Annotated in this window: 16 protein-coding genes; 8 read left to right on the plus strand and 8 right to left on the minus strand. The window is 68.6% G+C overall.

The window, feature by feature from the left end; genetic code table 11:
• The first annotated feature begins 6 nt into the window (after positions 1-6).
• Entirely contained in the window at positions 7-1470 is a 1464-nt protein-coding gene (locus G341_RS0116655; RefSeq protein WP_018180300.1) for a phytoene desaturase family protein, read from the plus strand.
• Positions 1467-2042 carry a YbhB/YbcL family Raf kinase inhibitor-like protein gene (locus tag G341_RS22335; RefSeq protein ID WP_018180301.1) on the plus strand — a complete coding sequence of 192 codons (576 nt, stop codon included), beginning with the start codon at positions 1467-1469 and terminating at the stop codon, positions 2040-2042. The genes G341_RS0116655 and G341_RS22335 overlap by 4 nt, the downstream gene beginning before the upstream one ends.
• A 13-nt stretch (positions 2043-2055) precedes the next feature.
• On the opposite strand, the gene G341_RS0116665 is transcribed toward G341_RS22335, so the two are convergent.
• Positions 2056-3027, minus strand: a complete 972-nt coding sequence (locus G341_RS0116665; protein WP_018180302.1) for an oxygenase MpaB family protein — start codon at positions 3025-3027, stop codon at positions 2056-2058.
• Between the two features lie 82 nt (positions 3028-3109).
• On the opposite strand from G341_RS0116665, the gene G341_RS0116670 reads away from it, so the two are divergent.
• The 6 genes from G341_RS0116670 (at position 3110) to G341_RS0116695 (ending at position 8290) form a co-directional block, all read left to right on the plus strand.
• Complete coding sequence (locus tag G341_RS0116670; protein WP_026303786.1) at positions 3110-4384, plus strand: Mur ligase family protein; 1275 nt, start codon at positions 3110-3112, stop codon at positions 4382-4384.
• 1 nt (position 4385) lies between these two features.
• Complete coding sequence (locus G341_RS0116675) at positions 4386-5138, plus strand: type 1 glutamine amidotransferase (RefSeq protein ID WP_018180304.1); 753 nt, start codon at positions 4386-4388, stop codon at positions 5136-5138.
• 2 nt (positions 5139-5140) lie between these two features.
• On the plus strand, positions 5141-5716 hold the full coding sequence (locus G341_RS0116680) for a hypothetical protein (protein WP_018180305.1): 576 nt from the start codon (positions 5141-5143) through the stop codon (positions 5714-5716).
• Positions 5717-5760: 44 nt separating this feature from the next.
• The gene (locus tag G341_RS0116685; RefSeq protein WP_155827019.1) at positions 5761-6270 is read left to right on the plus strand and encodes a hypothetical protein; all 510 of its coding nucleotides are present in this window, start codon (positions 5761-5763) and stop codon (positions 6268-6270) included.
• 447 nt (positions 6271-6717) lie between these two features.
• Positions 6718-7344 carry a hypothetical protein gene (locus G341_RS0116690; RefSeq protein WP_018180307.1) on the plus strand — a complete coding sequence of 209 codons (627 nt, stop codon included), beginning with the start codon at positions 6718-6720 and terminating at the stop codon, positions 7342-7344.
• A 268-nt stretch (positions 7345-7612) separates the two neighbouring features.
• Positions 7613-8290 (plus strand): hypothetical protein, encoded by a 678-nt coding sequence (locus G341_RS0116695; RefSeq protein WP_018180308.1) that lies wholly within the window; start codon positions 7613-7615, stop codon positions 8288-8290.
• 118 nt (positions 8291-8408) lie between these two features.
• Here the strand turns inward: G341_RS0116695 and G341_RS0116700 are convergent, their stop codons facing one another.
• From G341_RS0116700 to G341_RS0116730, 7 genes are all read right to left on the minus strand, one after another.
• Entirely contained in the window at positions 8409-8948 is a 540-nt protein-coding gene (locus G341_RS0116700) for a uridine kinase family protein (RefSeq protein ID WP_018180309.1), read from the minus strand.
• 13 nt (positions 8949-8961) lie between these two features.
• The gene (gene recR / locus G341_RS0116705) at positions 8962-9573 is read right to left on the minus strand and encodes a recombination mediator RecR (protein WP_018180310.1); all 612 of its coding nucleotides are present in this window, start codon (positions 9571-9573) and stop codon (positions 8962-8964) included.
• Between the two features lie 6 nt (positions 9574-9579).
• Entirely contained in the window at positions 9580-9882 is a 303-nt protein-coding gene (locus G341_RS0116710; RefSeq protein ID WP_043451864.1) for a YbaB/EbfC family nucleoid-associated protein, read from the minus strand.
• Between the two features lie 134 nt (positions 9883-10016).
• Positions 10017-10346, minus strand: coding sequence for a hypothetical protein (locus G341_RS0116715; RefSeq protein WP_018180312.1), 330 nt, complete (start codon positions 10344-10346; stop codon positions 10017-10019).
• Positions 10343-11254 (minus strand): pseudouridine synthase, encoded by a 912-nt coding sequence (locus G341_RS0116720; protein ID WP_018180313.1) that lies wholly within the window; start codon positions 11252-11254, stop codon positions 10343-10345. The genes G341_RS0116715 and G341_RS0116720 overlap by 4 nt, the downstream gene beginning before the upstream one ends.
• Before the next feature lie 9 nt (positions 11255-11263).
• Positions 11264-12553, minus strand: a complete 1290-nt coding sequence (locus tag G341_RS0116725) for an MFS transporter (RefSeq protein WP_018180314.1) — start codon at positions 12551-12553, stop codon at positions 11264-11266.
• Positions 12554-12687: 134 nt separating this feature from the next.
• Positions 12688-13128, minus strand: a complete 441-nt coding sequence (locus G341_RS0116730; RefSeq protein ID WP_018180316.1) for an SRPBCC family protein — start codon at positions 13126-13128, stop codon at positions 12688-12690.
• Positions 13129-13215: the final 87 nt, after the last annotated feature.

Genomic DNA, 13215 nt, shown 5'->3' on the forward strand with positions numbered 1-13215 from the left:
GATCGAATGACCGATGTCGATGCGGTGGTCGTCGGATCCGGCCCGAACGGCCTGGCCGCGGCCGTCACCCTGGCGCGCGCCGGACTGCGCGTGCAGGTCCTGGAGGCACAATCGACCATCGGCGGTGGCTGCCGCACCCTCGAGCTGGGGCTGGCGTCCGGTATCCGGCACGACATCTGTTCCGCGGTGCACCCGATGGCGCTGGCGTCACCGTACTTCCGTGACTTCGATCTCCCGGCCCGCGGGGTCGAATTCATCAACCCGGACATGGCATTTGCCCAGCCGTTCGACGGCCGGCCGGCCGCGATCGCCTACCGCGACATCGCCCGCACCGCCACCGAGCTCGATTCACCGGGATGGCGCCGGATCTTTCGGCCGATCGTCAATCACATCGACGCCGCCGTGGAGTTCGCGCAGGGCACCCAACGCGCCCTGCCGAAACCCGGTGCGCTGCCGCTGATTCTGGGCGTAGCAGCGTTTGCCCGCAGCCGCGGCGAGGCACTCCTCGGCGCCGACGGCGCCGCCCTGCTGGGCAGCGTCAGCGCGCACGCCATCGGGATCTATCCGTCCCTCGCCACCGGCGGCGTCGGCACGCTGCTGACGTCGCTCGCGCACGCGATCGGCTGGCCGATCCCGGTCGGCGGCAGCCAGGCGATCACGGACGCCCTGGTCGCCGATCTGCTGGCGCACGGCGGTTCCATCGAGACCGATTGCGCCATCGATACTTTCGAGCAGCTGCCGTCGGCACGCAGCTACCTGTTCAACACCACGCCGCGGGCGGCCGCGCATATTCTCGGCAACCGGATCCCCGGCGGTGCAGCCCGCGGTCTCAAGCGCTTCCCGTACGCCGCCGGTGCAGCCGCCAAGGTCGACTTCGTCGTCCGCGAGCCGATCCCGTGGACCGATCGGCGCATCTCCAATGCCGGCACGGTGCATCTGTCCGGCACCGCCCGAGCCCTGCAGGAGGCCGAGCGCGCCAACGGATCCGGCCGCCACGCTCAGCACCCGTTCGTGCTTCTCAGCGAATCCGGCTGGCACGATCCCACGCGGGCCCGCGACGGCCTGATGCCGGTCTGGACCTATACCCATGTGCCGGCCGGCTCGACGCAGGACGTCACCGAGACCGTCATCGCGCAGATCGAGCGCTTCGCCCCCGGATTCCGCGACATCATCGTCGCCAGTCAATGCGTACCGGCGGCCGAAATGCATTTGCACAACGCCAATTACATCGGCGGCGACATCGGCACCGGCAGTGCGTCGGGGTATCGGCTCTTCGCGCGCCCGCGCCCGACTATCGATCCGTACCGCCTCGGCGCCCCCGGCTACTATCTGTGCTCGGCCGCCGCGCCGCCCGCGTCCGGGGTGCACGGCATGGTCGGCCATCACGCCGCTCGCCGCGCCCTGCGCCACGAATTCGGCATTTCGGAACCGCCCGACCTCAGTCCGGAACCGATCAAGACGGCCTCATGATCGGTCGCCGGGTAGCCATCGTCTGCAGCGCCGCGGCGCTGGCGCTGTCGGCGGCCGCCTGCGATTCGGACCAGCATTCGGCATCGGCGTCGAGTTCGACGGCCACTGCACCGACCCTGCGCGTCACGAGCAGCGTGCTGACCAACGGCGGAGTCGTTGCGCTGCCGCAGGTTTCGCCCCGGTGCGGCGGCCAGAACCGGTCTCCGGACCTGTCCTGGGCACCCGGACCGGCCGGCACCGCCGCCTACGCGGTGACGATGTTCGACCCCGATGCCGCCGCCCACGGTTTCTGGCACTGGGTGGCATTCGACGTCCCGGCCGATCGCGACTCGCTGCCCGGCGGGCTACCCGCACCCAGTCCCGATATCCGGCAGGCGGCCAACCAGGCGGGCGCCGCCCGGTACGACGGCCCCTGTCCGCCGGCGGGGAAGCCGCATCGCTACATCGTGACCGTCTACGCGCTCAAGAACCCGATCGCGCTGCCCGACGGGGCACCGCATGCACAGGTGCGCAGTCAGATCGCGGCCGACACTCTGGCCACCGGCACGCTGACGGCACGCTTCGGGCGGTAGCCGCCACCGACAGTCAGAAGACCGACCGACCCATCCGCCGCCGTAGCCGCATATCCCACAGGTACAGCCGATAGCCGACGGGCAGCGGGAACGGCACGGTCCAGCGGGCGACCCGGGCGGCGAACACCAGCAGCCCGTACCGCCGCCGGTCCGCATCCGTGATCGTCCACTGCATCGCATCACGGACCTCCTGCGGCACACCGTATTTGGTGATCGCGAGGGACCACGGTCCGACCATCCGGTGGATGAGTGTGCCGACCGCGCCCAGCTGTACCCGCAGACCCCGATACGTCGTCAGATCATCCAGATACTTGCGGACGGGCGGATCGATGCGCACCTCCGCCAGCCCCTTCGAGAACTCGTCCTCGTAGTCCGCCCAGGTCGTCGGCCAGGCCGCGGCCGGAACATTGAGCGTGGTGGCCAGCGTCCGCCCGACGACCACCGCTCGGTCGCGGTGTGCCGAATCCAGCGGCCCGTAGACCATCTCGTACTGGTCGACGAAGTATCGGATCAGACAGAGCGCCACCCACCGCTGCAGCGGAATCGCGTTGCCGCTGTATCGAACCGGGCTGGTCTCCCGCGAATACACCTGCGCATGAATCTTTTTGACCTCGTCGTGGACGAACTGCTTGTCCTTCTCGGTCCCGACCGTCGCGACGGCCAGGTACAGCGCGGTGGTGCGACCGCGCTTGACCGGATGCAGGTCGGACCGTCCCGACTTCACCGGGCTCTCGTAGACCCCGTAGCCGACCGCCGGATGCGCGAGCTGCATCACGACATTCGCGGCCGGCAGCCACGGGGCGAGCCAGGTGCCCAGGTCGGCCGGCGAGCCGATGCGACGCTGCCGGCGATTGACGATCAGGGCCGCAACAATCGACGTCAGCGCGCCGACGACCGCAAGGCCGGCGACTACAGATACGACGATCACCCAGGTCTGGGACATCGAGGGCACGTCCTTCCGGTTCTTGGTGAGACGATGATACATGTTTCGTCTCATCGGTACATAGCGCACAGCCCACCACCTGACGGTTGAGGCGTGGCCAGTCGATTGTGAAAGACTCTGGGCCATGTCAGCAGGAGCAGCCGGGAGCCGTAGGCCCGCCCGCACCCGACTCGCACTGAGCGCCGCCGCCACAGCTCGCTGGGCCTCCCAGAAGGCCGGCCGCGGCAAGGGATCGATGATCGGCGGCCTCATCGGCCTCAAGATCGACCCGCGACTGATGCCCCGGCTGGCCGCCGGCAAGCGCACCGCGATCGTCACCGGCACCAACGGCAAATCCACCACCACGCGGATGACCGCCGCCGCGCTGGGTTCGCTCGGCGACGTGATCACCCAGGTCGACGGCGCCAACATGGACGCCGGCATCGTCGCGACGCTGATGCTCGGCCAGGAGGCCCCGCTCGCCGCGCTCGAGGTCGACGAGCTGCACGTGCCGCATGTCGCCGATGCGGTCGACCCGGAAGTGCTTGTGCTGCTGAATCTCTCGCGAGATCAGCTGGACCGCGTCGGCGAGATCAATGCGATCGAACGCGCACTGCGGTCGGGCGCCCAGCGCCATCCCGGCACCACGCTCATCGCGAACTGCGACGACGTGCTCATCACGTCGGTCGCCTACGACAGCCAGAAGGTCGTGTGGGTGGCGGCCGGATCGAGCTGGGCCGGCGACTCCGTCAGCTGCCCGCGGTCGGGCGAGCCCATCGTCCGCGACGGGGTCGACTGGTACAGCACCGGCGCCGACTTCCGACGGCCGACGCCGGACTGGCGGTTCGACGACGTGAACATCTACGGCCCGAACGGATTTCAGGCGCCCCTGGAGCTCCGCCTGCCGGGTACGGCCAATCGCGGCAACGCGACGCAGGCGGTGGCCGCGGCCGTCACGATGGGCGTCGACCCGGCTGCCGCGGTGGCCGCGGTCGGCACGGTCGGTGAAATCGCCGGCCGATACGCGATCCGCACAGTCGGCGACCATCAGGTGCGCATGCTGCTGGCCAAGAACCCCGCGGGCTGGCAGGAGGCGCTGTCGATGATCGACCAGGACGCCGACGGGCTGGTGATCGCCGTCAACGGACAGGTACCCGACGGCGAGGATCTGTCCTGGCTGTGGGACGTGCGGTTCGAGCATTTCGAGTCGATGCAGGTGGTCGCGTCCGGGGAGCGCGGCACCGACCTCGGCGTGCGGCTGACCTACGCGGGCGCCGAGCACACCACCATCGCCGATCCGTTGCGCGCCATCGCATCCTGCCCGCCCGGACGGGTCGAGGTGCTGGCCAACTACACCGCGTTCCGCGATCTGAGCACCGCGATCGACCGGCTGAACCCGGCCGCGGCGAGAGGCAACTGACATGGCCGAATCGACGCTCCGCATCGGCCTCGTGCTGCCCGACGTCATGGGGACCTACGGCGACGGCGGCAACGCCCTGATCCTGCGGCAGCGCGCCCGCATGCGCGGAATCGATGCCGAGATCGTGTCGATCACGCTCAACGATCCGGTCCCCGAGTCGCTCGATGTCTACACCTTGGGCGGCGCCGAGGACTACGCGCAGCGGCTGGCCACGCGACACCTGCTGCAGTACCCCGGCCTGCAGCGCGCCGCGGAGCGCGGCGCCCCGGTGCTGGCCATCTGCGCCGCGATTCAGGTCCTCGGGCACTGGTACGAGACGAATACCGGCGAACGCGTCGACGGCATCTCCATGTTCGACCTGACGACGTCGCCGCAGTCGAAGCGATCGATCGGCGAGATCGTCACCACGCCCCTACTCGACGGTCTCACCGATCAGCTGACCGGTTTCGAGAACCACGGCGGCGCAACGACGCTCGGCCCAGACGCGCGGCCGTTCGCGCGCGTCGTGCACGGCGACGGCAACGCGACCGCCGACCGATCCGAGGGCGTGGTGCAGGGCAGCGTCATCGGCACCTATATGCATGGTCCGGCGCTGGCCCGCAATCCGCAGCTGGCGGACTATCTGCTCGCCAAGGCGACCGGCACCACGCTGGCACCGTTGGATATCGCCGAGGTGGCGCAGTTGCGCACCGAACGTCTCGCGGCCGGCGCCCGCCGGGCCCGTGACGAACGGGCGCGCGAGAGGCAACGCTGACGATGCCCGACCCGGCGACGCCCACTCCGTCATCGCCCGCCCCGCCGACCCTGGTACCCGGCACGACTCGATCGCGGCGCCTGGCGGTCGGCGCGCTGGTGGCGGTCCTCGTCGTCGCCGCGCTCGCCACCTGGTTCACGACGCGGGCGCTGCATCGTCCGCGCGACGTCGTCACCATCGAGGCGACCCCCGATCCGCGGCAGCCGATCATCGACCTCGCCCGGCAGGCGACCGACGCGATGTTCGCCTTCACCGCCGAGACCGCGCCCGGCAACATCAAGGCAGCCCGATCGATGCTGTGCGGCAAGGCGCTCGACGACTTCGCGGCGATCGCCAACGGCGGCCGATTGACCGCCGAGCTGCAGGACAGCGGCGCCTCCGCCGACATCGGCGACGACCGGTACGCCGTCACCAAACAGGATCCGGGACGGGCGCAGGTGCTCGCCTTCTTCGTCCGCAGCATCACCCACGACCAGTCCGGCACCGGCCGCGCGCCGAGCAGCGACTACGCGCTGCGCTACACGGTCGACACCACGACGCTGCCGATGTGCATCAACTCGATCGAGCTGCTCTCGTGAGTCGACGACCCGCTCCGCCCAGGCCCACTCGGCCCCGAACCGTCGTGCGCCGCGCACCCATGTCGGCGCGCGCCGCCGGCTGGGCGATCGCGACGGCCGCGCTGATCGTCGTGGTCGCGGGCACGTGGGCGGCCGCCTATTTCACTGTGCCCGACACCCGCGCCGTACAACGCACCGCCGGCACGCCGGTGATCGACGACGCCGCCGCGATCGGCACCGCGACGAACCTGATCAATGCAGTGTTCGCGCTGCCCGTCACCGACAACCCGGCGAACATCGGCGCTTTCAAGGCCAGCACCTGCGACGACTACCGACATCAGAACCTGCAGATGCTGCAGCAGCGGCTGGATCAGGTGCGTTCCAGCGGGGAGCCGACGTCGGCCCAGGTGGTCGCGATCGGCGTGGTTCCGCACGCGGCCACGGCGTCGACCGCCCAGGTGCTGGCGGCCGTCACCGCCGCCCATGCCGGGAGCGAACTGCGGTATCGGGTGACGTACACCGTGGCCGTCCAGCAGGGCCGGGTCTGCGTCAGCGCCGCCGATTTCCAGTCCTAGCCGCCGGCGCTACCGGCGTCCTGGACGTGATTCACGTCATCACACGGCCGAATCCGGCTCCTAATGTCCGATTTCGACGTCAAAACGACGTTAATAGTTCTCACCGAGCGTCCTGGGGTTTTGTGATGCCCATAGCGGCCGTCGCAAACGTGTGAATCGAAACCGCCAGGAAAGGACATTTGCATCAATATGTTCGTAACATTCCCTTTACACAAGGGGTCAATTTCGCGTTTATCCCAGGGTTGCGATTGCGCTCTCGACCCTGATAAAAATCTGAGCACGGTTCATAACACCTGCTAGAGGCTGTATCCAGCCGGTGGTGCAAGGCGCATGAATGACACCGACGAATTGACGATTCACATCGTTCGATTCAAATGATGTGAATACTAAGAAAGGAACAATCAGCCCATGAAAAGGACGATTGTAAAAGCGGTTGCGGCCACTGCCATGACTGCCGGTGCCATCTCCCTCGGTACGGCGACGGCCACTGCCGCTCCGGCCAAGCCGACCCCGGCGAACCAGCCGGTCTCGGTGCAGGTCGCCCCGGGAATCCAGTACACCGGTGACGGCGCAACTGGCTCGGCCGAAATTGTTACGCCGTTCGGGACGGTCAAGACCGCCAGCGGACAGGTGGCGGTCCAGGACACCACCGGCAAGACGCTGTACGGCAACCCGGAAATCTCTACGCCGAAGCCGGCAGCACCGGTTGCCGCAAGCGCCAAAGTGAATGCAGCGCTGCCCGGCGCAATCAACGCGGACGCCCCGAAGTCGCAGGCGGACAAGAACGCCGACATCCAGACGGCCATCGGCACCGTCGGCACCAACTTCGGCCTCGCTGTTGGCGTGGGCGCCATGGTCGGCGGCGTCGGCGGCGCCGCCATCGGCTGCGCGGTTCCCGGTCTCGTCGGTGTCGCAACTACTGCGGGCGCGCTGAGCATCCCGGCCTGCCTCGCGGGAGCCGCAACCCTCGGCGGACTCGGCGCGATCGTCGGCGGCGCCGCGGTCGGCGCACCTGTCGGTATCGCCTCGGGCATCCAGCAGTACCAGCAGCTGCAGGCCAACGGGGACCTCTGACACACAGGGAGCTCTGACAAACGGGGACTTGTGAGCGATCCCCGGTGAGGGGTCGGGGCCCTCATAATGCTCTACGGCCGGGCCTGGTGAAGACTTCTTCATCAGGCCCGGCCGCTTTTGTCGGTTTGGCGCATAATCCCTGCGCATGGCCGGTACCCATGAGGGAGCTGCGATCTATTCTTAGGCTATCCTCAGCTCGCAATCGTCAGATATCGACGATTACGTAGTTGCCCGGGTATCCCGTGGGCCGAACAGAAGAAGAGCACAGATGAAGTCGATCATCACCAAGTCCGTCGTGGCCACGGCCGCCGTCGCCACCGCACTGACCTTCGGCACGGCCGTGGCCGGCGCCGCACCCGCCACCCCGACTCAGCCCACCAAGCCGAGCCATCCGCCGATCACCGTGCAGGTCGCCCCCGGCGTCCAGTACACCGGCGACGCCAAGACCGGCACCACCGAGCTGGCCACCCCGTTCGGCATCGTGCGCACCGCGCCCGGACAGGTCGCCGTCGTCGACAACAGCGGCAAGACGCTGTTCGGCAACCCAGCCCTCAAGCGCCCGACCGGCACCCCGGCCGCGCCGAGCGCCAAGAACAACGCCGCGCTCGCCGGCTCCACCAATGCCGCTGACGCGCCCAAGTCGCAGGCCGACAAGAACGCCGATATCCAGAGCAGCATCAACAACGTCGCCACGAACTTCGGTCTCGCGACGGGTGTCGGCGCCATGGTCGGCGGCGTCGGCGGCGCGATCCTCGGCTGCGTCTTCCCGGGCGCACTGGCGGGTGTGGACACCGCCGGCACCATGGCCATCCCGGCCTGCATCATCGGCGGCGGCACTGTCGGTGGTCTCGGCGCGATCGTCGGCGGCGCTGTGGTCGGCGTCCCGGTCGGCATCGCTTCGGGCATCTACGAGTACCAGCAGCTGCAGGCCAACGGCGACCTCTGAGTCGCACAGCCCGCGGAGCAGAATCCGCGCCGCTTTCATGGATCCGCGCCAGCTATAGCCGGCGCGGATCTGTATTTCCGGCGCGGATTTCGCCGCGCCGCGATGGTTGGCCCGCGGGTCAGCCGACGATCCGGCACCGGCTGCGGGTGTCGTCGACGGCGAACCAGCCCGACTCGAACTGCTGCCAGCGGCCCAGGTTCTCGCGCTCGGACTCACCGTCGCGGGCCACCGCGCGTTCCAGCCGGTCCGTGGCTGATCCGCCGTCCAGCCACAGCGCAGCGGTGAGCCGGTCGGCAACGCGGCGACGCGCGCTCGAGACGCCCTCGATGATCAGCAGCGGTTCCCAGCGGATCCAGACGCGGGTCCCGAGTTCGGCCTTGCCGTCCCGCCAGATCCGCGGGTGGTACCGATAGTCGTGTCCGCGGCGAAACGCCTGCAGCACATCGTCTTCCAGCTCATCCCACCAGGAGACCGGCGCATCCCAGGTGGCGAAGTCGTCGGTGCGCACCAGCACCGAATGCACGCCGCGGTCGCGCAGCTGGGCCACCAGCCGGTCGGCGAACTGTGATTTTCCGGCGCCCGACGGACCGTCGATCGCCACGATTCCCGAACGCAGCTGGGCCGCCAATTCGGCGCACCCCACCACGTCGCCCGTCACGTCAACCGGCCTGTCATGTCAGCGCACGACGCCCGGACAACGCCCGGCCGAGCGTCAGTTCGTCGGCGAACTCCAGGTCGCCGCCCATCGGCAGGCCGGACGCCAGCCGGGTGACCGACAGATCCGGGAAATCCTTGAGCATCCGCAGCAGATAGGTCGCCGTGGCCTCGCCCTCGGTGTTCGGGTCGGTGGCGACGATGATCTCTGTGACGGTCACGCCGTCTTCTTCGGTTCCCAACCGCCGCAACAGCTCTCGGATTCGCAGCTGATCGGGGCCGATGCCGCCGAGCGGATCGAGCGCACCGCCCAGCACGTGGTAGCGGCCGGTGAACTCCTTGGTCCGTTCGATCGCCTGCACGTCCTTGGGCTCTTCCACCACGCAGATCTTGCTGACGTCGCGACGCGCGTCGAGGCAGATGCGGCAGCGTTTGGCCGCCGACACATTGCCGCACACCTCGCAGAACGTCACGTCGTTGCGGACCCGGGTGAGGGCCGCGGTGAGCCGGTCGATCTCGGCATGCGGCACACCCAGAAGGTGAAAGGCGATGCGCTGGGCACCCTTGGGACCGAGCCCCGGCAGCTTGGCCAGCTCGTCGATCAGATCCTGGATCGGCCCCTCATACATCGGGTGCTAGATGCCCAATCCGGGCAGGCCGCCGCCGGCCAGCGGACCCATCTTGGTGGTCGCCAGCTCGTCGCGCTTGGCGGCCAGATCCGACAGCGCACCCACGATGAGGTCCTGCAGCGTCTCGATGTCTTCGGGGTCGACGACCTTGGGATCGATCGTCACCCCGGTCACCTCGCCCACACCGTTACCGGTGACGGTCACCAGGCCGCCGCCGGCGACGCCGCTCAGCTCGGTGTTCGCGATCTCTTCCTGTGCTGCCAGCAGCTGGGCCTGCATCTGCTGAGCCTGCTGCAGCAGTCCGGCCATCGGGTTCTCGGGATTCACCCGTCCAGCCTAACCGGCCGGGCGAGGACTCCGCGGTTGACGGGGCCGCGTGTGACGGGCCGCCGAGGAACCGGCGTTTGCGCTGGTCGCAGGTGTCCCCAGCGGTCGGTACAGCCTCAGTCGCCGATGATCTGCCGCAGCCGCTCGGCGACCGCGTCGAGGTCGTCGTCGCCGACGGCCGCCGCGACGAACTCCAGCACCTGCATGCCGCCGAACAGCAGGGCCGCCCGCGGGGTCAGCACGAACTCGAATTCACCGTCCGAGAGCCGCCACTCGACGATCGCGCCGACGACGGGCGCCCCGGCTCCGGCCGAGACCCCGTAGACGCCGGGCGGATCGGCCAACTCGTGCTGCACCTGCCAGCAGTCGCCGCTGTCATCGTCGATGAAGACGACCGCCTCGAACTGCAGCCGCTCCGAACGCTCGTAGGAAACGCTGATGCTCATGGCGTCGGAGACTCCTGCAGGACCCGGGAACTGGTGAAGGACATGGTCTCACCGGTGAACGGATCGGTGAACTCCAGCCGGTAGGCCAGCAATCGCAGCGGCTCGTCCGCGTCGACCGTCGGCGCATCCGACCCGGCGTAGAGCGGGTCGCCGTAGATCGGCACTCCGAGCCCGGCCATGTGCAGCCGCAGCTGATGCGTGCGCCCGGTGTGCGGGGTCAGCCGGTAGACGTCGTCGTCGCCCAGCTCAATGGTGCTGTGCGCGTTGGGTTCTCCCGCCTCCACCCGGGCCCGCAGATCGCCCGACCGCTTCTCGATCCGGTTGCGGACCTCGACCGGTGTCCGCAACGCGTCGTCGAGCGGCGCCAACGCCCGATACTCCTTGCGCACCCGACGCTCGGCGAACAGCTGCTGGTACGCGGCGCGCACCTGCGGCCGCAGGGTGAACATCAGCACGCCCGCGGTCAGCCGATCCAGGCGATGCGCCGGGCTCAACGTGTCGACGCCGAGGTCCCGGCGCAGCTGGACCAGCGCGGTCGCGGCCACATGCCGGCCGCGCGGCATCGTCGCCACGAAATGCGGTTTGTCGACGACGACCAGATTGTCGTCGCGATAGAGGATCGGCAGGTCGATCGGTCGATCGGGTTCGGCCGGCAGGTCCCGGTAGAGGAACACCACCGCGTTCGGCCGGGCCGGCGCACCCGGGTCGACCCGCCGCCCGTCGATGTCGACCAGCTCCCCTGCCGCCGCGCGTCGCCGCACATCGTCGACGGTCATATCGGCGCATGACCGCACCGCAAGCACCGCCTGCTCCACCGTCATCGTCGGCGAATCCGGCCGCAGTACCACCCGCGTCGGGTCGACACCGTCACGCAGGGGCAACGGTGCCGGGCGCCGGCGTCGAACCATGTCGGCTACTCAGACGTCCGCGAGGTCGACATCGCGCGTCTCCCGAACTGCAAGCAGCGCAATAAAAGTCAGCACGGCGGCCACCGCGAGATAGACACCCACCCAGCCGACGCCATAGTCGTGCACCACCCAGGTCGCGATGAACGGCGCGACCGCGGCGCCGATGATCGACGCCATGTTGTAGGCGATCCCCGACCCCGTATACCGAACATTGGTCGGGAACAACTCCGGCAGCACGGCACTCATCGGCCCGAAAGACAGGCCCATCAACGTCATTCCGACGATCAGGAACAACAGCATCATCGTCTTGTCCACCGAGGACGGGTCCAGCATGATCTCGAAGCACAGCCCGAAGACCACCAGCGCGGCCGTGACGATCAGCAGCACCGGTCGGCGCCCGTAGCGGTCGGCCAGCCATCCCGAGATCGGCACGAACGCCGCGAAGAACAGGACCGAGACCAACTGCATCTTCAGGAATTCGGTATACGAGAACGTCACCTTCACGCCGGACTGGTCGACGACCTTGCCGGTGCCGTACGACGTCGCCCACGTCGTCACCACGTAGAACACCGTGTAGGTGGCCAGCATGACGAATGTCCCGATGATCAGCTCGCGCCACGACGACTTGAGCACCTGCGCCAGCGGCGCGGCCACCTTCTTGCCCTCGGCCACCGCGCGCGAGAACACCGGCGTCTCGGTGAGCTTGAGCCGCACATACAGACCGGCGACCACCATCACCGCGCTGGCCAGGAACGGAATCCGCCAGCCCCACGTCAGGAACGCGTGGTTGTGGGCCGCGGTCTTCGCGTTGAAGTCCATCACCTCCATCAGCACCAGGAACGTGCCGTTGGCGAAGAAGAAGCCCACCGGTGCGCCCAGCTGCGGCCACATCGCCGCCCAGCCGCGTTTGCCGCGCTCGGCGGTCTCGGTCGCCAGCAGCGCGGCGCCCGACCATTCGCCGCCCAGCCCGAGCCCCTGACAGAACCGCATCAGCGCCAGCAGCGCGGGCGCCCAGTACCCGACCGTCGCGTAGGTCGGCAGCAGACCGATGACGAAGGTCGCGATCCCCATCGTGAGGAGCGACCCGACCAGCGTGGCCTTGCGGCCGATCCGGTCGCCGAAATGGCCGAACAGCATCGACCCCAGCGGCCGTGCGGCGAAGGCCAGCCCGAAGGTGGCGAAGGACGACAGCAGCGCCGCGGTGTCATTTCCCTTGGGAAAGAACAGCGTTGGAAACACCAGCACCGCGGCGGTCGCGTAGATGTAGAAGTCGAAGAATTCGATGGTCGTACCGACCATCGACGCCACGACGATCCGCCTGCGCGGAACAGTCGGGTTCGGGTGGATCGCGGTGGTCACCGGCGGACATTAGCCCACGTCCCGCCACCGCACACCACTGACCACGGAAAAACGCGGTCAGTGGCGGACCGCCCTCAGGCCTCCAGGCGCGTCTTCAGATTGGTCAGCAGGGCCAGCTGGATTCGACCGAGCCCCTTCGGCGCGAAGGTCTTCTCGAAGAAGCCGCCGATGCCGCCGGCCCCCTGCCACGAGGTGGTGGTCGTGACGCGAGCGCCGGTGCCCGCGGGAGCCACCTGATACACGGTCACCATCGACGAGTTGGCATCGGTCTCGGTCACCGTGCCATCGGCGCCGACCGACACCGTGGCTTTGACATTGCGCACTCGCTTTTCGGTGGCCTGCAGCGTCCACTCGACGACGGTGCCCGCGCCCTGGCCGCCCTCGAGCACGCGGTAGTCGCGGTACTGCTCGGGCAGGATCGCCGGACGGACGGTCGCGTAGTCGGCCAGCGCGGCTGCGGCCTGCGCCGGAGTGACGTTGACGTCGATGGACTGGGTTGCGGTTACCTGCGCCACGGTGGGCCTTCCTCGAGACAGTTGAAGTCGCCTACGAGCCTGCCAGAATGTTCGCCCTCGGTGTGCGCGGGGTCGTCGCCGACCGGG

This window comes from Jongsikchunia kroppenstedtii DSM 45133 (assembly GCF_000380485.1).
Lineage (GTDB): Bacteria > Actinomycetota > Actinomycetes > Mycobacteriales > Mycobacteriaceae > Jongsikchunia > Jongsikchunia kroppenstedtii.

Bases quoted from the DNA above. Each gene is read 5' to 3' on its own strand.
- G341_RS0116655 (WP_018180300.1), top strand. From the start codon at position 7: ATGACCGATGTCGATGCGGTGGTCGTCGGATCCGGCCCGAACGGCCTG.
- G341_RS22335 (WP_018180301.1), top strand. From the start codon at position 1,467: ATGATCGGTCGCCGGGTAGCCATCGTCTGCAGCGCCGCGGCGCTGGCG.
- G341_RS0116665 (WP_018180302.1), bottom strand. From the start codon at position 3,027: ATGTATCATCGTCTCACCAAGAACCGGAAGGACGTGCCCTCGATGTCC.
- G341_RS0116670 (WP_026303786.1), top strand. From the start codon at position 3,110: ATGTCAGCAGGAGCAGCCGGGAGCCGTAGGCCCGCCCGCACCCGACTC.
- G341_RS0116675 (WP_018180304.1), top strand. From the start codon at position 4,386: ATGGCCGAATCGACGCTCCGCATCGGCCTCGTGCTGCCCGACGTCATG.
- G341_RS0116680 (WP_018180305.1), top strand. From the start codon at position 5,141: ATGCCCGACCCGGCGACGCCCACTCCGTCATCGCCCGCCCCGCCGACC.
- G341_RS0116690 (WP_018180307.1), top strand. From the start codon at position 6,718: ATGACTGCCGGTGCCATCTCCCTCGGTACGGCGACGGCCACTGCCGCT.
- G341_RS0116695 (WP_018180308.1), top strand. From the start codon at position 7,613: ATGAAGTCGATCATCACCAAGTCCGTCGTGGCCACGGCCGCCGTCGCC.
- recR (WP_018180310.1), bottom strand. From the start codon at position 9,573: ATGTATGAGGGGCCGATCCAGGATCTGATCGACGAGCTGGCCAAGCTG.
- G341_RS0116710 (WP_043451864.1), bottom strand. From the start codon at position 9,882: ATGGCCGGACTGCTGCAGCAGGCTCAGCAGATGCAGGCCCAGCTGCTG.
- G341_RS0116715 (WP_018180312.1), bottom strand. From the start codon at position 10,346: ATGAGCATCAGCGTTTCCTACGAGCGTTCGGAGCGGCTGCAGTTCGAG.
- G341_RS0116720 (WP_018180313.1), bottom strand. From the start codon at position 11,254: ATGGTTCGACGCCGGCGCCCGGCACCGTTGCCCCTGCGTGACGGTGTC.
- G341_RS0116725 (WP_018180314.1), bottom strand. From the start codon at position 12,553: ATGGTCGGTACGACCATCGAATTCTTCGACTTCTACATCTACGCGACC.